This window comes from Massilia sp. Masssp93, from assembly GCF_059491295.1.
This window is the reverse complement of record NZ_CP168502.1, coordinates 197092-217374: the sequence shown is the minus strand read 5'-3', so window position 1 is coordinate 217374 and position 20283 is coordinate 197092. Positions and strand designations below refer to the sequence as shown.

General features: G+C 66.1%; 19 protein-coding genes. 11 read left to right on the top strand and 8 right to left on the bottom strand.

Annotated features, from left to right (window positions below; translation table 11 throughout):
* The first annotated feature begins 55 nt into the window (after positions 1 to 55).
* Genes ACEN9Q_RS00960 through ACEN9Q_RS00950 form a run of 3 tightly spaced genes read left to right on the top strand, consistent with a single transcriptional unit; the run spans position 56 to position 2350 of the window.
* Positions 56 to 610 (top strand): cob(I)yrinic acid a,c-diamide adenosyltransferase, encoded by a 555-nt coding sequence (locus ACEN9Q_RS00960; RefSeq protein WP_056447831.1) that lies wholly within the window; start codon positions 56 to 58, stop codon positions 608 to 610.
* A gap of 10 nt (positions 611 to 620) precedes the next feature.
* Positions 621 to 1658, top strand: a complete 1038-nt coding sequence (locus ACEN9Q_RS00955) for a rhomboid family intramembrane serine protease (RefSeq protein ID WP_495627055.1) — start codon at positions 621 to 623, stop codon at positions 1656 to 1658.
* Complete coding sequence (locus ACEN9Q_RS00950; RefSeq protein ID WP_495627054.1) at positions 1655 to 2350, top strand: 2OG-Fe(II) oxygenase; 696 nt, start codon at positions 1655 to 1657, stop codon at positions 2348 to 2350. The genes ACEN9Q_RS00955 and ACEN9Q_RS00950 overlap by 4 nt, the downstream gene beginning before the upstream one ends.
* Before the next feature lie 146 nt (positions 2351 to 2496).
* On the opposite strand, the gene dxs is transcribed toward ACEN9Q_RS00950, so the two are convergent.
* From dxs to ACEN9Q_RS00935, 3 genes are read right to left on the bottom strand one after another with little or no spacing between them, the layout of a single operon-like run.
* Positions 2497 to 4365, bottom strand: coding sequence for a 1-deoxy-D-xylulose-5-phosphate synthase (gene dxs / locus ACEN9Q_RS00945; RefSeq protein WP_495627053.1), 1869 nt, complete (start codon positions 4363 to 4365; stop codon positions 2497 to 2499).
* A complete protein-coding gene (locus ACEN9Q_RS00940; protein WP_056447836.1) occupies positions 4366 to 5262 on the bottom strand; it encodes a polyprenyl synthetase family protein in 897 nt (298 codons plus the stop codon).
* Positions 5259 to 5558 carry an exodeoxyribonuclease VII small subunit gene (locus ACEN9Q_RS00935; protein ID WP_082548276.1) on the bottom strand — a complete coding sequence of 100 codons (300 nt, stop codon included), beginning with the start codon at positions 5556 to 5558 and terminating at the stop codon, positions 5259 to 5261. Before ACEN9Q_RS00935 ends, ACEN9Q_RS00940 begins: the two co-directional genes overlap by 4 nt.
* A 358-nt stretch (positions 5559 to 5916) precedes the next feature.
* On the opposite strand from ACEN9Q_RS00935, the gene ACEN9Q_RS00930 reads away from it, so the two are divergent.
* From ACEN9Q_RS00930 to ACEN9Q_RS00920, 3 genes are read left to right on the top strand one after another with little or no spacing between them, the layout of a single operon-like run.
* Positions 5917 to 7032 carry an aromatic ring-hydroxylating oxygenase subunit alpha gene (locus ACEN9Q_RS00930; protein ID WP_056447842.1) on the top strand — a complete coding sequence of 372 codons (1116 nt, stop codon included), beginning with the start codon at positions 5917 to 5919 and terminating at the stop codon, positions 7030 to 7032.
* 13 nt (positions 7033 to 7045) lie between these two features.
* Entirely contained in the window at positions 7046 to 7957 is a 912-nt protein-coding gene (locus ACEN9Q_RS00925; RefSeq protein ID WP_056447845.1) for a DMT family transporter, read from the top strand.
* Between the two features lie 9 nt (positions 7958 to 7966).
* The gene (locus ACEN9Q_RS00920) at positions 7967 to 8830 is read left to right on the top strand and encodes a sulfurtransferase (RefSeq protein ID WP_495627052.1); all 864 of its coding nucleotides are present in this window, start codon (positions 7967 to 7969) and stop codon (positions 8828 to 8830) included.
* A gap of 285 nt (positions 8831 to 9115) precedes the next feature.
* Here ACEN9Q_RS00920 and ACEN9Q_RS00915 read toward each other — a convergent pair whose 3' ends face one another.
* The 4 genes from ACEN9Q_RS00915 to polA form a co-directional block, all read right to left on the bottom strand.
* The gene (locus tag ACEN9Q_RS00915; RefSeq protein WP_157202083.1) at positions 9116 to 9259 is read right to left on the bottom strand and encodes a hypothetical protein; all 144 of its coding nucleotides are present in this window, start codon (positions 9257 to 9259) and stop codon (positions 9116 to 9118) included.
* A gap of 91 nt (positions 9260 to 9350) precedes the next feature.
* Positions 9351 to 10052, bottom strand: coding sequence for a ZIP family metal transporter (locus tag ACEN9Q_RS00910; protein WP_157202092.1), 702 nt, complete (start codon positions 10050 to 10052; stop codon positions 9351 to 9353).
* A 172-nt stretch (positions 10053 to 10224) separates the two neighbouring features.
* Positions 10225 to 11040 (bottom strand): dienelactone hydrolase family protein, encoded by an 816-nt coding sequence (locus ACEN9Q_RS00905; protein WP_495627051.1) that lies wholly within the window; start codon positions 11038 to 11040, stop codon positions 10225 to 10227.
* A gap of 104 nt (positions 11041 to 11144) precedes the next feature.
* On the bottom strand, positions 11145 to 13904 hold the full coding sequence (gene polA, locus ACEN9Q_RS00900; protein WP_495627050.1) for a DNA polymerase I: 2760 nt from the start codon (positions 13902 to 13904) through the stop codon (positions 11145 to 11147).
* Between the two features lie 185 nt (positions 13905 to 14089).
* On the opposite strand from polA, the gene ACEN9Q_RS00895 reads away from it, so the two are divergent.
* From ACEN9Q_RS00895 to ACEN9Q_RS00885, 3 genes are all read left to right on the top strand, one after another.
* Positions 14090 to 14533 (top strand): DUF2782 domain-containing protein, encoded by a 444-nt coding sequence (locus ACEN9Q_RS00895; RefSeq protein ID WP_495627049.1) that lies wholly within the window; start codon positions 14090 to 14092, stop codon positions 14531 to 14533.
* Positions 14534 to 14594: 61 nt separating this feature from the next.
* Positions 14595 to 15554, top strand: a complete 960-nt coding sequence (locus tag ACEN9Q_RS00890) for a homoserine kinase (RefSeq protein ID WP_495627048.1) — start codon at positions 14595 to 14597, stop codon at positions 15552 to 15554.
* Entirely contained in the window at positions 15551 to 16318 is a 768-nt protein-coding gene (locus ACEN9Q_RS00885; RefSeq protein WP_056447863.1) for a BPSS1780 family membrane protein, read from the top strand. Before ACEN9Q_RS00890 ends, ACEN9Q_RS00885 begins: the two co-directional genes overlap by 4 nt.
* Positions 16319 to 16438: 120 nt before the next feature.
* On the opposite strand, the gene ACEN9Q_RS00880 is transcribed toward ACEN9Q_RS00885, so the two are convergent.
* Positions 16439 to 18757 (bottom strand): UvrD-helicase domain-containing protein, encoded by a 2319-nt coding sequence (locus ACEN9Q_RS00880; RefSeq protein WP_056447866.1) that lies wholly within the window; start codon positions 18755 to 18757, stop codon positions 16439 to 16441.
* Between the two features lie 258 nt (positions 18758 to 19015).
* Here ACEN9Q_RS00880 and ACEN9Q_RS00875 point away from each other — a divergent pair, with 258 nt between their 5' ends.
* Both ACEN9Q_RS00875 and ACEN9Q_RS00870 read left to right on the top strand, forming a co-directional pair.
* Positions 19016 to 19558 carry an SRPBCC family protein gene (locus tag ACEN9Q_RS00875; RefSeq protein WP_082548277.1) on the top strand — a complete coding sequence of 181 codons (543 nt, stop codon included), beginning with the start codon at positions 19016 to 19018 and terminating at the stop codon, positions 19556 to 19558.
* Between the two features lie 176 nt (positions 19559 to 19734).
* Complete coding sequence (locus ACEN9Q_RS00870) at positions 19735 to 20247, top strand: hemerythrin domain-containing protein (RefSeq protein ID WP_495627047.1); 513 nt, start codon at positions 19735 to 19737, stop codon at positions 20245 to 20247.
* Positions 20248 to 20283 lie beyond the last annotated feature (36 nt).

Genomic DNA, 20283 nt, shown 5'->3' with positions numbered 1-20283 from the left:
TCCCCGCGATTTGGCGTATGCTCCGCCTATCTTTTTTCGTAGGCAGGATATAAGCATGGGCAATCGACTTTCCAAGATCGCGACCCGCACCGGCGACGACGGCAGCACCGGCCTGGGCGACGGCAGCCGCACCGGTAAAGACAGCGCGCGCATCGCGGCGCTGGGCGACGTCGACGAACTGAATTCCTTCGTCGGCCTGCTGCTGTGCGAGGACATGCCGGGCGACCTGCGCGAGGAACTCGTCACGGTCCAGCACGACCTGTTCGACCTGGGCGGCGAGCTGTGCATCCCGGGCTACCAGCTGATCAAGATTGATCAGGTGGCGCGCCTGGACGCGCTGCTGGAAAAGTACAACGCCGACCTGCCGGTACTGAAGGAATTCATCCTGCCGGCCGGCGCGCGCGCGGCGTCGCTCGCGCACGTGTGCCGCACGGTGTGCCGGCGCGCCGAGCGCAGCATCGTCGCGCTGGCGAAAGTCGAGACGATCAACGCGGCGCCGCGCCAGTACGTGAATCGCCTGTCGGACCTGATGTTCGTGCTGGCGCGCGTGCTGAACCGGCACGCGGGCGGCAGCGACGTGCTGTGGCAGCACGAGCGCAAGCGCACCTGACGGAGCGCGGATGACGGCAACCTTCGACGTCCGCTTCCACGCCGGCCGCGCCAACTGGCCGGCCAATCCGTTCCACTTCCAGGGCAAGGGCGAGATCGCCGTCGAGCCGGACTTCGTGCTCGTGCGCGGCAGCAGCCACCGCTCGTTCCGCTTCCCGGTGCGCGCGGAACACCGGCTGCGCGTGGTCGACATCGTCAACGTCCACACGGACGGCGAGGACGTGCACTTCCACGTGCTGGGCGTACGCGAGAACCTGGGCGTCGGGTTCAGCGCGCCGGACGCCGCGACGGCGCAGCGGATCGCCGCCCTGCTGCCGGCACGCCGCACCGAGGCCTTCGCCATCGCCCACGCGGAGCGCAACGACTTCCACGACCGGATCGATTACTGGAGCCCGTCCACACCCGTGCTGTGGACCCTGCTGGCGCTGAACATCGGCATCTACTTCCTCATGTGGCTCGTGCGCCGCAACCTGCCGGGCGGCGCGATGGGATCGATGCTGGGCTGGGGCTGGAATTCGAACTACGACGCCGTCCTGCGCTCGATCCAGCTCGTCGACTGGGGCTCGAACGTCGGCCGCCTGACCTTGAACGGGCAATGGTGGCGCCTCGTCACCTCGCTGTTCCTGCACGGGAGCATCCTGCACCTGGCATTCAACATGATCGCGCTGTGGCAGGTCGGCCAGCTGGTCGAGCGCCTGTTCGGCAGCCTGCGCTTCACCGCCCTGTACATGATCGCCGGCGTGTGCGGCAGCGTCGCGAGCGTGATGTGGAACGCGCACGTGAACAGCGTGGGCGCGTCCGGCGCGATCTTCGGCATCGTCGGCGGCCTGTTCGCCTTCATGCGGCGCGAGAACAGCGGCGTGCCGCCCACCGTCGTGCATGACTTGCGCGGCTCGCTGCTGCCGTTCCTGGTGTTCAACCTGGCGGCGGGCTTCCTGTATCCCCATACGGACAACGCGGCGCACATCGGCGGCCTGGCCGGCGGCTGGCTCGCCGGCCACCTGCTGGCGCGCTCGCTGCACGTGCCGGCGGAGCGGAAAACGGCATGAACGATGACTTCATCGGCATCTACGACGGCGCGCTGACGCCCGACCAGTGCGCGCACATCCTGGCGCGGTTCGAGGCCAGCGACAAGCACATGCGCGGCCGCACCGGCATGGGCGTGGACACGGCGAAGAAGGACAGCTGGGACATCACCATCAGCCAGTACAAGGAGTGGCACGACGTCTGCAACCTGATGACGACGGCCGTGCGGCGCCACCTGGCCGATTACATGGACCGCTATCGCGCGCTGCTGCTGGGCGCCCTGGCGCCGACGGTGGCGCATCCCGCCACGAGCCGGCCGGTGGCGCTCGCGCTGGACAATTTCGACGAATGCGGCCGCCCGCACCTCGACGGGCTGATCCAGGCCATGTACCGCTGCGGCGCGATCAACCTGCAAAAATACCTGCGCGGCAGCGGCGGCTACCACCACTGGCATTCCGAGATCTATCCGCAGAACGCCAGCTGCGACACGCTGCACCGCGTACTGCTGTTCCAGTTCTACCTGAACGACGTGGCGGAGGGCGGCGAGACCGAATTCCTGTACCAGCGCCGCAAGGTCGAGGCGCGCCAGGGCCGGCTGATCATCGCCCCGGCCGGTTTTACGCACACGCACAAGGGACACGTGGCGACGAGCGGCGACAAATACGTTGCCACGTCGTGGATCCTGTACCGCCGCGCCGAGGACTTGTTTTCGTAACGTTATCGCGGTGCGTGCATTTGGTGGGCACAGGGTGCCCACCCTACGAAATCACAAGGCCGTAGGGTGGGCTCCCCGAGCCCGCCTTACGCATGCGGTTCGCGAACGTTTTGGTGGGCACGGGGTGCCCACCGGGCGTAAAGTGCTCAGTTGTTGTTGACGACGAGGCGCGGCTCGCCGATGCCGAAGCGTTCCCGGATCGACGTGCCGATCCCGTGCGCATCGAGGCCGACGGACGCCAGCAGCGCAGCCGGGTCGCCGTGGTCGATGAAGCGGTCCGGCAGGCCCAGGATCAGCAGCGGCTTGACGATACCCTCGGCGGCCAGCGCCTCCGCCACGGCGGAACCGGCGCCGCCCATCGTGCAGCCCTCTTCCACCGTCACCAGGTAGTCGTGATCGCGCGCCAGCCGTTGCACGAGGTCGACGTCGAGCGGCTTCACGAAACGCATGTCGGCGACGGTCGCGTTCAGGCCTTCGGCGGCGCCGAGGCTCGCCGCCACCATCGAGCCGAACGCGAGGATCGCGACGCCCTTGCCCTCGCGGCGGACGACGCCGCGGCCGATCTCGAGGACATCCAGCGCCGGGTCGATGGCCGCGCCGACGCCGGCGCCGCGCGGGTAGCGCACGGCGGCCGGGCCTTCGTAGCGGTAGGCCGTCGTCAGCATCTTGCGGCATTCGTTTTCGTCCGACGGCGCCATCACGACCATGTTCGGGATGCAGCGCAGGTAGGCGATGTCGTAGTTGCCGGCGTGCGTGGCGCCGTCGGCGCCGACGAGGCCCGCGCGGTCCAGCGCGAACGTCACGTCCAGGTTCTGCAGCGCCACGTCGTGGATCAGCTGGTCGTAGCCGCGCTGCAGGAAGGTCGAGTAGATCGCGACGACCGGCTTCATGCCTTCCGTCGCGAGGCCGCCGGCGAACGTCACCGAGTGCTGCTCGGCGATGCCGACGTCGAAGTAGCGGTCGGGGTATTCCTGGTTGAAGCGCACCATGCCCGAGCCTTCGCGCATCGCCGGCGTGATGCCGACCAGGCGCTTGTCGACGGACGCCATGTCGCACAGCCAGTTGCCGAACACCTCGGTGTACGTGATCTTGGTGGCCTTGGCGGGCTTGATGCCTTCGCTCGGATTGAACTTGCCGGTGCCGTGGTACAGGATAGGCTCGGCCTCGGCCAGCTTGTAGCCCTGTCCCTTCTTCGTCACGACGTGCAGGAATTGCGGGCCCTTCAGGCGCTTGATGTTTTCCAGCGTCGGGATCAGCGAATCGAGGTCGTGGCCGTCGATGGGGCCGATGTAGTTGAAGCCGAATTCCTCGAACATGGTGGCCGGGACGACCATGCCCTTCGCGTGCTCCTCGAGCTTCTTCGCCAGCTCCAGCATGGGCGCGGGCAGCATCGTCTTGCCGACGTTCTTGGCGGCAGCGTAGAACTGGCCCGACATCAGGCGCGCCAGGTAGCGGTTCAGCGCGCCGACCGGCGGCGAGATCGACATGTCGTTGTCGTTCAGGACGACGAGCAGGTCGACGTCGTCCTCCACGCCCGCATTGTTCAGGGCCTCGAACGCCATGCCGGCGGTCATGGAACCGTCGCCGATGACGGCGATGGCCTTGCGCTTTTCGCCCTTGATCCTGGCCGCCTGCGCCATGCCGAGGGCCGCCGAGATCGACGTCGACGAGTGCGCCGTGCCGAAGGTGTCGTACGCGCTTTCGTCGCGCTTCGGGAAGCCGGACAGGCCGTTCAGCTGGCGCAGCGTGGGCATGCGCTCGCGCCGGCCCGTGAGGATCTTGTGCGAGTAGGTCTGGTGGCCGACGTCCCACACGATGCGGTCTTCCGGCGTGTTGAACACGTAATGCAGCGCGATCGTCAGCTCGACGGTGCCGAGGTTGGACGACAGGTGGCCGCCCGTCTTGGAGACCGAATCGAGCAGGAACTGGCGCAGCTCGTGCGCCAGCGGCGTGAGCTGGGTGCGCGGCAGCTTGCGCAGGTCGGCCGGGTCGTTGATGGTATCTAGCAGTTTCATTTATGCCTTCCGCTGCACGATCAGGTCCGCGATCTGGCGCAGCCGCAGTGCTTGTTCTCCGAACGGCGCCAGCGCGTCGTGCGCCTCCCGCCGCAATTGTTCGGCCAGCGCCCTGGACGGCTCCAGCCCCAGAATCGACACATAGGTCGGCTTGTTGTCGGCAGCATCCTTGCCGGCCGTCTTGCCCAGGGTGGCCGAGTCCTCGGTCGCATCGAGGACGTCGTCCACGACCTGGAACGCGAGGCCGATCGCGCGCGAATACGCGGCGAGCGCTTCCAGCTCGTGCGGCGCGAGGTCGCGTCCCGCCAGGGCGCCCAGCAGCACGGACACGCGCAGCATGGCGCCGGTCTTGAGCTGGTGCATGCGCTCCAGTTGTTCGAGCGTGAGGCTGATGCCGACGCTGTCCAGGTCGATCGCCTGCCCGCCGCACATGCCCGCGGAACCGGCCGCCTCGGCCAGCAGGCGCAGCATGGTCACCGTGCGCGCCGGCGGCACGGTGGCCGTCCCGGCCAGCACCTCGAAGGCCTGGGCCTGCAGCGCATCGCCCACGAGCAGCGCGGTCGCTTCGTCATACGCCACGTGCACGGTCGGCTTGCCGCGGCGCAGGGCGTCGTCGTCCATGCACGGCATGTCGTCGTGGACGAGCGAATAGGCGTGGATCATTTCGACGGCGCACGCGGCGCGCGCCAGCGCGTCAGGCTCCGCGCCGAACAGCGCGCCGCTCGCGTGCACGAGCAGCGGGCGCACGCGCTTGCCGCCGCCCAGCACCGTGTAGCGCATCGCTTCGTGCAGCTTCGCCGGCACCCGGCTCGCCGCCGGCAGGAAGCGGTCGAGGGCGGCTTCGGCGTCGGCCTGCACGGCCTTCATCCAGGCCGGGAACTCCTGGGCGGCGCTCATACGTCGTCCTCGCCGTCGGCGCTGAACGGTTTCAGCATCTCGCCTTCCAGCACCTTGACCTGGGATTCGACCTTTTCCAGCTGGGCGGCGCAATAGCGCACGAGCTCGGAACCGCGTGCATACGCGGCCACCGATGCTTCCAAGGGCAATTGCCCACTTTCCATTTGGGTCACGAGTTGGGCCAGTTCGGCCATCGCCTGCTCGAAGGATTCCGGCGGCTGCGCGGCCGGCGCTGCGGCGGCCGGCGCTCCGGCGGCCGGCGCTCCGGCGCTCTCCGCGTTTGTTTTATTTGGCATAATGAGTTTGATCGATTCGGGGCGGGGCCGCACTACGCGCAACCTGTGCGCGGCGCGCCAGTCTAATCGCTTATTTTAAACAATCCTACTTCGACACGAACGGTGCGCCTGTCGCCGCCAACTTGCAAGCAAGGATACATTTTATCGCAAAGCGCCTCGGGATTCATGAAAACGATGCCGTTTAGGCAATTTTTGAACACCCACGTACCACAATCGCGAGCCGGTCCGGGACTGTAGAGCTCGTTACACGCTATAATCTCCGGTTCTGTCTCCGAAATACCGTATTCCGCTCTTTAAAAATACTGGTTCTCGGATTCTTTCTCTTCTTTGGCTGAATTCTTGGAAAAGGGGGGTTGGGATGTCCGATCTGGCTACCCACGCCAAGCTGGCGCGTTCGCTCGCCCAGCTTCCGGTAAATGTCTACTTCGACGACGCGCTGCTGCAGCGCGAAATGCAGCAATTGTTTCTCAAGGGGCCCCGCTACGTCGGCCACGAGTTGATGGTGCCCGAGGCGGGCGATTTCGCGACCCTGAAATCGGAGAACGAGGGCCGCATGCTGGTGCGCAATGCGCAAGGCATCGAATTGCTGTCGAACGTCTGCCGCCACCGCCAGGCGCTGATGTTCAATGGCCGCGGCAACGCCAAGAACATCGTCTGTCCCCTGCACCGCTGGACCTACGATCTCAAGGGCGAACTGATCGGCGCGCCGCATTTCGCCGACACGCCGTGCCTCAACCTGTCGAGGACGCCGCTGCAGAACTGGAACGGCCTGCTGTTCGAACAGAACGGCTACGACGTGATGGACAAGCTGGGCAAGCTGTCCGTCACGAAGGACCTGGATTTCTCGGGTTATATGTTCGACCACGTCGAGGTGCACGAGTGCGACTACAACTGGAAGACCTTCATCGAGGTCTACCTGGAGGATTACCACGTCGAGCCGTTCCACCCGGGCCTGGGCAACTTCGTCAGCTGCGACGACCTGCGCTGGGAATTCGGTCCGGACTTCAGCGTCCAGACCGTGGGCGTGCACCGCGGCCTGCAGAAGTCCGGCTCGCCGGCGTACAAGAAATGGCAAGAGCAGGTCCTCAAGTTCAATAACGGGCAGGCACCGAAATACGGCGCGATCTGGCTGACCCTGTATCCGAACATCATGGTCGAGTGGTATCCGAACGTGCTCGTCGTGTCGACCCTGTGGCCGCTGGGTCCGCAGAAGACGCGCAACGTCGTCGAGTTCTACTATCCGGAAGAATTCGTCCTGTTCGAGCGCGAATTCGTCGATGCCGAGCGCGCCGCCTACATGGAGACGTGCGTCGAGGACGACGAGATCGCCCTGCGCATGGACGCCGGCCGCAAGGCGCTGATGGAACGCGGCGTCACCGAGGCGGGGCCGTACCAGTCGCCGATGGAAGACGGCATGCAGCACTTCCACGAATGGTATCGCGGCAAACTCGACAATATTCCTCCGGGGATGTAATGGTTGTTATCTGATGGCTCCACTCTGGATGTTGTTCGCCAGCTTCCTGTTCGCCGCCATGGGCGCGTGCGTGAAGCTGGCCTCCGTGCTCTACTCGACGTCGGAAATCGTGATGTACCGGGGCTTCATCGGCGCCCTGCTGCTGCTGCCGATGATCCGCCTGCAGGGCGGTTCGTTCAGGACATCGTTCCCGAAAGAGCATCTCTGGCGCAGCGTCGTCGGCGTCGTCTCGCTGTGGCTGTGGTTCTACGCGATCGCCAAACTGCCGCTGGCGACCGCCGTCACCCTCAATTACATGGCGCCGATCTGGCTCGCCACGTATATGTTCTTCATCGGCTGGTGGCGCGGCAAGGGCTTGCCCGAATGGCCGCTGGCGCTCGCGATCACGATGAGCTTCGTCGGCGTGACGCTCGTGCTGCGCCCGGCCGTCGCGACCCATGAGTGGATCGGCGGCGTCGTCGCCATCGCCTCGTCCGTGATCGCCGCCATGGCGTACATGCAGGTGCGGCGCCTCGGCCAGATGGGCGAGCCGGAATACCGCGTCGTGTTCTATTTTTCCGTCACGATGGGCGTTGCGGGCCTCGTCGGCTCGCTGCTGGGGAACGGCATGAGCACGTTCCGCCCGCAATCCCTGCACGGCATGGGCCTGCTGGCGGGGATCGCCGCCAGCGGCCTGATCGCCCAGATCGCCATGACGCGCGCCTACCGCATCGGCAAGGTGCTCGTCGTCGCCAACCTGCAGTACACGGGCATCATCTTTTCCAGCCTGTGGGGCATGGTGCTGTGGGGCGACGTGTTCGACTGGCACGTCTGGCTGGGCATGGGCGTGATCCTCCTCTCCGGGATCGCCGCGACGTTCTACAATACGACGCGCACGGCGCGCGGCGCCGTCGTCAAGGAACTCGACCCCATCGTCACCGAATAAAGGAGTGCCATGTCCACCTACACGACCCTGATCGAACCCGCCGCACTGGCAGCGCATGTCGCCGACCCGAACTGGGTGATCGTCGACTGCCGCCACGACCTCATGAACCTCGCCGCCGGCCGCGACGCCTGGGCGGCCGGCCACATCCCGGGCGCCGTCTTCGCCGACATGGAGACGGAACTGTCGGGCGCCAAGCGCGACGCGGCCGGGAACTTCCGCGGCCGCCATCCGCTGCCGGAAAAGGAGGCGTTCATCGAACTGCTGCGCGGCTGGGGCGTGAACGACGATTCCCAGGTCGTCGCGTACGACGCGCACGGCGGCATGTATGGCGCGCGCCTGTGGTGGATGCTGCGCTGGGTCGGCCACGGGGCCGTCGCCGTGCTGGATGGCGGCTTGAGCGCTTGGCAGGCGGCGAGGCAACCCGTCGTCACCGATGCCCCGGCCCCGCGCGCCCGCGGCAGCATTTCCGCCCGACCGGCCCTCGTGACGACGGTCGACGTGGCCGCGGTCCTGCACAACGTGGAACACGGCGGCAAGACCATCGTCGACGCGCGCTCGCCGGACCGCTTCCGCGGCGAGAACGAGACGATCGACCCGGTCGGCGGCCATATCCCGGGCGCGAAGAACCGCTTCTTCAAGGACAACCTGCAGGCCGACGGCCGCTTCAAGGCGCCGGATCAGCTGAAGGCGGAGCTGGGGGTGGCGGTGGGCGATCCGAAGGACGCCATCATGCAATGCGGCTCCGGCGTGACCGCGTGCCACAACCTGCTGGCGCTGGAAGTGGCCGGACTGCGGGGTGCGGCGCTGTATCCGGGGTCGTGGAGCGAGTGGACGGCGGACCCGAAGCGCGCGGTGGCGACAGGCGCCGCCTGATCATTTCGCAGCCCCGCCTGACGCGTCGTCCCCGCGCAGGCGGGTACCCAGTGTTGCGAGCGCTGCCGCTACGCATGAAACTTGGGCCCCTGCCTGCGCAGGGGCGACGTTCATCAGTCGCGTGGCACCGTTTGGATACGGGCGCGGCCTGGTCATTCCGTCGTTCCTGCGTCGCGCCGGCGTCCCCGTGTCCCCCCGTCGTCCCCGCGCAGGCGGGGACCCAATTTTGAGAGCGCTGCCGCTGCGCATGAAACCTGGCCCCTGCCTGCGCAGGGGCGACGTTGTTCAGTGGCTGAAGTCGTACGGGGCGGGCAACACGTCCGCCAGGGTGAACAACACGACGGTCAACACCAGGGCCATGAGCACGTAGCCGAAACGCGCCGGCTTGTCGCGCAGTGCCACGACCAGTTGATTCAGCAGCCTTCCCATGCTCGCCTCCGTTCAGGTTACGGTTCAGCATAGGACGCAAGGAATCGCCGTGTCAACCGGCAGGCGCAGTGATCCTGCGGTGATCCGTATCTTAATGGCCGTGCGTCAGGAGCAAGACGATGACGACGCCGAGCCCGATCAACAACACCTGCGGAATCGAATCGCGCACGGTGGCGCGGCGCTGCATCTGCGGCATCAGGTCGCTCACTGCGATGTAGATGAAGCCGGACGACGCGAACACCAGCACGTAGGGAATCAGGTTGCTGGCGCGGTCCAGCGTCGCATAACCGAGCACGCCGCCCAGCACGGCCAGCAGGCTGCATAACAGGTTGAACACGTAGGCGCGCACGCGCGAGAAACCGGCGTTCAGCAGCACGATGAAGTCGCCGATCTCCTGCGGGATCTCGTGGGCGATGATGGCCACGCCCGTGACGATGCCCAGCTGCGGATTGGCCAGGAACGCCGCCGCGATCAGGATGCCGTCGGTGAAGTTGTGCATGCCGTCGCCGATCAGGATCATCCAGCCGGCGCGTCCCGCCTGCATGGCGTCGTGGCCGTGGGCGTGATGGTGCCCGTCGCCCTCGTGGTGGTGCGAATGGCGCAGCAGGGCCACCTTCTCCAGCAGGAAGAACGCGAGCAGTCCGCCCAGCAGGGTGGCGAACAGCGCATGCGTGTCTGCTTTCGATTCGAACGCTTCCGGCAAGGCGTGCAGCAGCGAGGTCGACAGCATGATTCCGACCGACAGGCTGACCATGCGTTCGACGACTTTCGCCAGCAAGGCAAAGGAAAACACCGCGGCGGCCGTGATGCTGACCACGCCCGCCAGGCCGGTGGCCAGCAGGATGGAGATGAGAATCGGGTCGATGTTGAAGCCTCTTGTTGTTCTTGGATGGTGTGCATACAGGCGCACGCATGCACACCCAGCGGACGCAAACCGCTGATTGTACCTCCCCGGCGTGACGGCGTCAGCCGACGCCGTGTTCGCGCAGCCAGGCCAGCGCGCGGGCGAAGCCGTCGCGGGCAGCCTTCGCGTTGTAGGTGGGGCGGTAGTCGGCGTGGAAGGCGTGGCCGGCGTCCGGGTAGACGACGATCGCGGAATCGCTCGTCCCCGCGCCCAGCGCGGCCGTCATGTTCTCGACCGTGGCGAGCGGGATGCCGGTGTCCTTCGCGCCGTACAGGCCGAGCACGGGCACGGTGAGCGCGGGCGCGACGTCGATCGGATGGCGCGGCTGGCCGGGAGGATTCGGATCGGCCACCAGCTTGCCGTACCACGCCACGGCCGCCTTCACGCGCGGATTGTGCGCCGCGTACAGCCACGTCATGCGCCCGCCCCAGCAAAAGCCGTTGATGCCGAGACGGTCGACGTCGCCGCCGTTCCGGCCGGCCCAGGCCACGCAGGCGTCGATGTCGCCCATCGCCTGGGCGTCCGGCACCTTGCGGACGATGCGCGCCATCAGCGTCGTGATGTCGGGGATGGTGGACGGGTCGCCCTGGCGCACGAAGAGATCCGGCGCCAGCGCCAGGTAGCCCTGCTTGGCGAAGCGGCGCGCCACGTCGGCGATGTGCTCGTGCAGGCCGAAGATTTCGGAGACGACGATCACCACCGGCAGCTTGTCCTGCCCGGCCGGACGGGCGTGGTAGACGGGCACCGCCTGGCCGTCGACCGCCAGGCTGGCCAGGCCGGCGGCCAGGCCTTCGGTATCGGTGTGGATCACGGACTGGGTTGCGATGGGCCGGGCGGCTGCCGCAAAACCATCGCCGGCGCTTGCGTTGTCGTTCATTTCCCTCTTTCGTTCGCGGATGACTGGCCTGCCATGTTAGCAGCGCCATCGGCGATACGCTTGCCCGCCGTGCGGCACAGGCACGGCGGGCCCACCCCACCCTCTCAGTGAGCCTCTTCCCAGTTGCTCCCGACACCCGTTTCGGCCACGAGCGGCACCTTGAGCGTGGCCACGCTGCCCATCAGTGCCGGCAGCTTCTGCTTGACCAGTTCGAGCTCGTCCTGCGGCACTTCCAGTACCAGTTCGTCGTGCACCTGCATCACCATGCGCGTTGCCAGGGCCTCTTTCTCGATCCAGTCCTGCACGGCGATCATCGCCAGTTTGATCAGGTCCGCGGCCGTGCCCTGCATCGGCGCATTGATCGCGGCGCGTTCGGCGCCGGCGCGGCGCGGGCCGTTCGGCGAATTGATCTCGGGGAGCGACAGGCGGCGGCCGAACACGGTGTCGACATAGCCCCGCTCCTTGGCGAGCAGGCGGGTCTCGTCCATGTAGCGCTTGACGCCCGCGAAGCGCTGGAAGTAGCGCTCGATGTAGTTGCCGGCGGCGCCCCGCTCGATGCCGAGGTTCTGCGCGAGGCCGAAGGCGCTCATCCCGTAGATCAGGCCGAAGTTGATGACCTTCGCGTAGCGCCGCTGCTCGCTCCCCACCTCGTCCGGCGCCACGCCGAAGATCTCGGCGGCCGTGGCGCGGTGGATGTCCTCGCCGGCCGCGAACGCGCGCAGCATCGCCTCGTCTTCCGAGATGTGGGCCATGATGCGCAGCTCGATCTGCGAATAGTCGGCCGACACGATCACGCTGCCCGGCGGCGCGACGAACGCTTCGCGGATGCGGCGGCCCTCGCCCGTGCGCACGGGGATGTTCTGCAGGTTCGGATCGTTCGACGCGAGCCGGCCCGTGATGGCGACGGCCTGCGCGTAGTTCGTGTGCACGCGGCCGGTCTTCGGGTTGACCATCTTCGGCAGCTTGTCGGTGTACGTCGACTTCAGCTTCGACAGGCCGCGGTGCTCCAGCAGGATCTTCGGCAGCGGATAGTCCTCGGCCAGCTTCTGCAGCACCTCTTCGTCGGTCGACGGCGCACCGGTCGCGGTCTTCTTGATCACCGGCAGCTGCAGCTTGCCGAAGAAGATCTCGCCGATCTGCTTGGGCGACCCGAGGTTGAACGGGCCGCCGGCCAGTTCATACGCCTGCTGCTCCAGTTCCATGATGCGCGCCGCCAGCTGGTTCGACTGCGCCGCCAGTTTGTCGGCGTCGATCAGCACGCCGTTGCGCTCGATCTTCTGCAACACGACGGACGTGGGCAGTTCGATCTTGCGGTAGATATGGTTCAGGCCTGCGTCGCTTTCCACGTGGCCGATCATCGCATGGTGCAGGCGCAGGGTGATGTCGGAATCTTCCGCCGCGTACTCGGTCGCGCGGCCGAGTTCCACCTGGTCGAAGCAGATCTGGTTCACGCCCTTGCCGCACACGTCGACGAAGGGGATCGTCGTATAGCCCAGGTGGCGCAGCGCCATCGTGTCCATGTCGTGCGGCTTGTGCGATTCGAACACGTACGATTGCAGCAGCGTGTCGTGCACGATGCCGCGCAGTTTCACCCCGTGGTTTTCGAAGATGTGGCTGTCGTACTTGAGGTTCTGCCCCAGTTTCGGCTTGTCCGGGTTTTCCAGCCACGGCTTCATGCGCGCCAGGACTTCCTCGCGGTTCAGCTGCTCGGGCACGCCGGCGTAGCGGTGCGCGAGCGGGATGTACGCGCCCTTGCCCGCTTCGACGGACAGCGAGATGCCGACCATCTCCGCCGTCATCGGGTCGAGCGACGTTGTCTCGGTGTCGACCGACGTCAGCGGCGCCCTGTCGATCAGGTCCAGCCAGCGCTCGAACGCGTCCAGCGTCGTGACGGTCTCGTACTCGCCCTTGATGATCGGCATGCCCGGCTGGGTGCCGCCCGCGCCTTCCGGCGAATTGAGGGCGGGCGCCGGCGCGCCGGGGGCGCCGTACTTGGCCGCGTTGCCGGGGCCGATCTCGCGCAGCATGGTCTTGAAGCCGTAGCGCTGGAAGAAGTCGCGCAGCGCCTCCTTGTCCTCGGGGCGGCCGACGAGGGTTTCCTCGATCGACACGATGTGGCCCACGAGGTCGCAATCCGTCTTCACGGTGATCAGTTCGCGGCCTTTCGGCAGCCATTCGAGGGCGGCGCGCAGGTTCTCGCCGACGGCGCCCGTGATGCTGTGGGCGTTTTCGATCACGCCGTCCAGCGAACCGTGCAGGGTCAGCCACTTGACGGCCGTCTTGGGGCCGCACTTGGTGACGCCGGGGACGTTGTCGACGGTGTCGCCGATGAGGGTCAGGTAGTCGATGATGCGGTTCGGGGCCACGCCGAATTTCGCCAGCACGCCCGCCTCGTCGAGCTTCTCGTTGCTCATCGTGTTGATCAGCATGACCTTGTCGTTCACGAGCTGTGCGAGGTCCTTGTCGCCGGTCGAGACGACGGTGGAAAGGCCGCGCGCCGTCGCCTGCGCCGCGAGGGTGCCGATGACGTCGTCCGCTTCGACGCCCTCGACCATCAGGATCGGCCACCCCATGTGACGCACCACTTCGTGGATCGGCTCGATCTGCCTGGCCAGGTCTTCCGGCATCGACGCGCGCGTGGCCTTGTAGTCCGGATACAGATCGTCGCGGAACGTCTTGCCCTTGGCGTCGAACACGCAGGCGATGTACGCGGCCGGGAAGTCCGCGCGCAGGCGGCGCAGCATGTTGACCATGCCGTGCATCGCGCCGGTCGGGTAGCCGTCCGGGCTGCGCAGGTCGGGCAACGCGTGGAACGCACGATAGAGATAACTGGAACCGTCGACGAGAAGCAGGGTATTGTCCATAGGGCAGAATCGAGAGTGGGCCGCGGCGGCACGGCAAAACGTGCGCCATTATCGCAGAAACAGGGTAGAAAAAAGATAAGCCGGCAGAGCCGCCGGCCATGCCATCCAGATGAGGACGAAGCCACACTTTTCACAGGGAAGTGGCGCCGTTTGTTACAATGGACTAAACGACAAAGGTGACCATCATGCCGCGCATCCCTTCCCGCCTCGCCATTTTCGCGCTGTTCCTGGCTTCTCAAGCCGGATTGGCCGCGGCCCAGCAGTCGGCGACGCAGCCGACGCCCAGCCCGGCACCGCCGAAGCTCGAGCGCATCGAACCGGGGAGCGACATTCCCGCGACCAATATTCCGCCGAAACGCGGCACCCAGATCAAGGAAACGCGCGCCGGCGGCCAGGTCACCGAAGTCGAAGTCACCACGCCCGGTGGCAGCCATTACTACATGAAACCGAACACCCAGCCCGGCAACGCGCAGACGAATTCGATCCGCGCGCCGCAGTGGAAGGTGGGTGAGTTCGACCTGTCGGGCAAGCGGAAAGCCACGAGCGAATCCGGCACCAATGCCCCGACGACGGCCGACGCGCCGCCTCCTCCTCCCATGCCGGCTACCGCCGCGCCTGAGAAGAAGTAACAAGCCGTCAACAGGACCGGCCACTCGCGTGGCCGCTACAGCGACTTTTCTTTCCTACACAATGGCAGTCTTCACCCCGGTCACGCTGGATGACCTCTCCCAGTGGATCAAGCAGTTTCCCCTTGGCAAAGCCGTCGCGCTCAAAGGTATCTCGAGCGGCATCGAAAACAGTAATTTCTTCCTGACGACGGAACGCGGCGAGTACGTCCTCACCATCTTCGAAAACCTCGACTTCGAGCAACTGCCGTTCTACGTGCAACTGATGCGCCACCTGGCCGAGCGCGGCATTCCCGTGCCGGCGCCCGTGCCGAACGAGGCGGGCGACCTGGTGGTGGCGCTGCACGGCAAGCCGGCCGCCATCGTCAGCAAGCTCGACGGCAGCTCGCAGATGGACCCGCAGCCGGTGCACTGTGCCGAAGTGGGCGCGATCCTGGCGCGGATGCACCTGGCCGGCCGCGACTTCCCGCTGCACCAGCCGAATCTGCGCGGGCTGGACTGGTGGGTCGAGACGGTGCCCAAGGTCCTGCCCTGGCTGGCCGCGGACACGGCCGCGCTGTTGCAAGCGGAACTGGCATTCCAGCGCGACTTCGCGGCCGGCACCACGTATGCGCAATTGGAACGCGGTCCCGTCCACGCCGACCTGTTCCGCAACAACGTGATGTTCGTCGGCGAGCGCCTGTCCGGCTGCTTCGATTTCTACTTTGCCGGCTGGGACACCTGGCTGTTCGACCTGGCCGTCACCGTCAACGACTGGTGCATCGACCTGGACAGCGGCCGCCTCGACGCGGCACGCGTCCTGGCCCTGACGCGCGCCTACCACGCCGTCCGTCCGTTCACGGCGGCCGAGCAGGCGGCGTGGTTGCCGATGCTGAGGGCGGCGGCGCTGCGCTTCTGGCTGTCGCGCCTGTACGACTTCTACCGTCCGCGCGAGGCCGAAATGCTGACCCCGCACGATCCCACCCACTTCGAACGAGTCCTGCGCGAGCGCATCGCGACAGGCGCCCCCGACCTCACAGCATGAACGATTTACCCGCACGTACCGGATGGGAGTGGCTGAAACAAGGCATCGGCCTGTTCCGCAAACAGCCCGCAGCCCTGACGACGCTCCTCTTCGCCAACATCCTGTTCAGCATCGGCCTGTCGGCCGTGCCGTTCCTGGGTTCGGTACTTGCGGTCGTGCTGATTCCGTCGTTCTCGATGGCCTTCATGCAGGCTTGCCTGATGATCGAGAATGGCGACCGAGTCACCCCGGCCGTGCTGCTGACGGGCTTCCGCCAGCCGGCGCTGGCCGCGCTGTGCAAGCTCGGGCTCGTCTACCTGGGCGTGTCGCTGCTGATGATGGTGATCACGCGCCTGGCGATCCCGCCCGAGGTCCTCATGCAGATGATGCCCCGGCCCGACGCCAAGGCCCCGCCGGACATCCAGACGTCGCACATGCTGGCGCTGTTCGGCGTGTTCCTGATGGACGTGGCCGTGCTGGTGACGCTGTGCTTCGCCGCCCCGCTCACCTACTGGAAGCACATGGGACCGGGCAAGGCGACGTTCTACAGCTTCTTCGCCGTCATCCGCACGGCGCGCCCGTTCCTCGTGCTGCTGGCGGCCTGGTTCGCCATTTTCTTTGGCGTGTGCATCGTCGCCGCCCTGCTGTTCGGCGACGCCGCGCTGGGGCGGGTCGTGCTCATGTGGCTGATCTTCCTGTTCGTGCTGTTGCTGCAGTGCGCGATGTATGCGGGGTATCGCACCATCTTCGGCAAGCCGTACGACAAGGCGCCGCAGCCGGCGTGATGCCGGGCACGGGGTGCCTGCTTACACACGCCGACGTAGGGTGGGCGGCCTCCGCCCACGCGGGCGTTTGCGCATCACATGCATCCGCGTGGGCACGGGGTGCCCACCCAACGGCCAATTTTATCGGCCGACGCGCTCCAGCTTGGCCACCGACAGGTCGAGCACCTTCATCCCCGCCGCGCCGAAATTGATCTGCGCGCGCGCACTGCCCGCGCCACCCTCGATGTTGACGATCACGCCTTCGCCGAACCGCGCGTGATTCACCGACTCGCCGATGCGCCATCCGGTCCCGTTGCCGCTGCTGGACTTTTGCGCAATCTGCTTGGCGATCTGGTTGTCGCTGCCGCCTTCGCGGAAATCGGCGTCGTCCCAGGCCGTCGTCGACTTGCGGCCGGCGAACCAGTTCGTCTGCACGCGCGGCGTCAGCCATTTCAGCGCGTGTTCCGGCAGCTCGTCGAAGAAGCGCGACTTCATGTTGAAGCGCGTCTGGCCGTGCAGCATGCGCTGCTGCGTAAAACTCATGTACAGGCGCTGGCGCGCGCGCGTGATCGCCACGTACATCAGCCGGCGTTCCTCGTCGACGCCATCCATCTCGCGCGCGCTGCTCTCGTGCGGGAACAGGCCCTCTTCCAGGCCCGTGATGAACACGGCGTCGAATTCCAGGCCCTTGGCCGAGTGCACGGTCATGAGCTGCATCGCTTCCTGGCCGGCCTGCGCCTGGGCGTCGCCCGCTTCCAGCGACGCGTGCGCGAGGAAGGCGGACAGCGGCGACATCACGGTCGACAGCGGCGCGTCCGCGTCGAGCACGTCGATGCCGTCGCCGTCCACGATCGCCGTGCCGCTCGCGGCCAGGGCCTGCGGGCCGAGATGGGCCGGCGCCTGCGTGCCGAAACCTTCTTCCTGCACGAACTGGGTGGCGGCGCCTACCATCTGCTGCAAGTTCTCGATGCGCTCCTGGCCCTCTTTTTCGTTGGCGTAGTGCGCCAGCAGCGTGCTGCGCTCGAGCACGACGCGCACCATCTCCGGCAGCGGCAGTTGCTGGGTCTCGAAGCGCGCGCTCTCGATCAGCTTGACGAAATTTCCGAGCGCCGTGCCGGCCTTGCCCGTCATGTAAGGCACGGCCGCGTACAGCGACACGCGATAGCTTTCCGCCGCCATCTGCAACTGCTCGATCGAACGGGCGCCGATGCCGCGCGTCGGAAAATTCACGACGCGCATGAACGCGGAATCGTTGTGCGGGTTGTCCATCAGCTGCAGGTACGCGATGGCGTGCTTGACCTCGGCGCGCTGGAAGTAGCGCAGGCCGCCGTACACGGTGTACGGCAGGCCGGCCGCGAACAGCGCGTGCTCGATCACGCGGCTCTGGGCGTTGGAGCGGTACAGCACGGCGATCTCGCTCTTGGAGACGCCTTCCGCCATCAGGCTCTTGGCCTCGTCGATGATCCACTGCGCCTCTTCGAGGTCGGACGACGCTTCGTAGATGCGCACCGGCTCGCCCTGGCCCGCGTCCGTGCGCAGGTTCTTGCCGAGGCGTTTCGCGTTGTTCGAAATGAGGTGGTTGGCGCTGTCGAGGATGTTGCCGTGCGAGCGGTAGTTCTGCTCCAGCTTGATCAGGTTTTTCACTTCGAAGTCGCGCTCGAACGCCTGCATGTTGCCGACATTGGCGCCGCGGAACGCGTAGATGCTCTGGTCGTCGTCGCCGACGGCGAAGATGGCGCCGCCGCGCTGCTCGCCGTGGCCGGCCAGCAGCTTCAGCAGGTTGTACTGCAGGTCGTTGGTGTCCTGGAACTCGTCGACGAGGATGTGGCGGAAGCGCATCTGGTAATGCTGGCGCAGCGGGTGGTTGCGCTGCAGCAGTTCGTACGAGCGCAACAGCAGCTCGGCGAAGTCGACGACGCCTTCGCGCTGGCATTGCTGGTCATAGAAATCGTACAGCTCGGCCATGCGCTTTTGCACATGGTCGTACGCCTCGACGTCGTGCGCGCGCTGGCCGCGGTCCTTGGCGTTGTTGATGAAGTACATCAGGTCCTTGGCCGGGTACTTCTCGTCGTCCACGTTCAGCGCCTTGAGCATGCGCTTGATCATCGACAGCTGGTCCTGCGAATCGAGGATCTGGAACGTCTGCGGCAACGCGGCGTCGCGGTGGTGCGTGCGCAGCAGGCGGTTGCACAGGCCGTGGAACGTGCCGATCCACATGCCGCGCGTGTTCACCGGCAGCATCGCCGAAAGGCGCGTGAGCATCTCCTTGGCGGCCTTGTTGGTAAAGGTCACGGCCATGAGGCCGGCCGGGGACACCTGCCCCGTCTGGATCAGCCAGGCGATGCGGGTCGTCAGCACCCGCGTCTTGCCGGACCCGGCGCCCGCGAGAATGAGGGCGCTCTGGGACGGCAGCGTGACGGCGGCCAGTTGTTCGGGGTTCAGGTTGTCGAGGAGATTCATGCGGGCATTATAACGTCGCGACCCGCCCTCGGCATCGCCGCGGCGGCATTTTTACTGATGATATATACAGTATCACAACATCGTCGCCACCGAAACATGACTGCATCCGCAATGTTGCCACACGGCTCGCGGGCGCCATGATGATCTCTTTTCACGTAATTTTGACGACAGATGGGGTTTTTCATCGGTCCCGCCTTTGTCAGGCGTGGACCACTTTTGTGTATCGCAAGCGAACGCTCTTGGCATAAGGAGGTAAAAATGCTGAACCGTGTAGTGACGGTCGCCGCGCTGGCCGTCGGCGGCATGATGCTGTCGAAAAAAATGAAGGGTAATAAATCGGGCATGGGCTCGTCGATTCTCGAAACGATCGAGGTCAACGTCCCCGTGCGCACCGCCTACAATCAGTGGACCCAGTTCGAGGACTTCCCGCAGTTCATGGGCAGCGTCCATGAAGTCCGTCAACTGGACGACAAGCGCCTGCACTGGAAGGCCAATGTGGCCGGCGAAGACAAGGAATGGGATGCCGAGATCACGGAGCAGATTCCGGACAAGCGCATCGCCTGGCGCAGCACCAGCGGCGTGCCGAACGGCGGCGTCGTGACCTTCCACAAGCTGTCCGACGACGTCACCCGCATCACGCTGCAGATGGATTACCAGCCGGAGGGACCCGCCGAGAAGATCGGCGACGCCCTCGGCGCGGTGCGCCTGGAAGCCCGCGGCAACCTGCAGAAGTTCAAGGACCTGCTCGAGAAACGCGGCAAGGAAACGGGCGCCTGGCGCGGCAGCATCTCGCAGCACTGAAGGTCCCGCCGCCTGTATGGACGCCGCCCGTGAGGCGGCGTTTTTTTCGGAAGCGGGCGTTGCTGTGACGCGACCCTGGGTGCGTTACCGAACATGCTGCATGGGTGGGCGGGGAGTAGGATGAAACCCTGACGGCATATCGGAATATGCCGGGCAACCCGTTGAGGAGAGTACCCATGGCAACCACAGACGACCCTGCACGGCCGGAACCGCATGCCGCGTTCCCTGCCGACAATCCGGTCCAGGCCCTGCTGCGCGACCACGACCTGGTCCGCAAGCTCGCGGACAAATACCAGAACACGCAAAGCGCCGACGTCAGGAAGCAGGCGGCGACCCAGCTGATCCAGGCCATCCACATGCACTCGCGCCTCGAGGAAGGCGTCTTCTATCCCGGCGTACGCCGCGTCGACCCGAACCTGATCGCCCGCTTCGAGGAAGACCATCTCGCCGTCGACGACCTGCTGGCCACGCTGCAAGGCATGTCGTTGGACGAGGCCCGCGCCGAGCCATTGGTACACGAACTCATCGATGCGGTCCTGAGCCATATCCGCCAGGAGGAAACGCAGCTGTTCCCCGAACTCAAGCAGGCGGCACTCGACCTGACGTCGATCGGGCTGGAGATGCAGGCGTTCGAAGCGAATCTCGTGCACATGCAGGCGCAGCTCAGCGACCAGGCCGCGCGGTCCTGAGCACGACGCGCACCTTCAACCGTCGCCCCCGCGCAG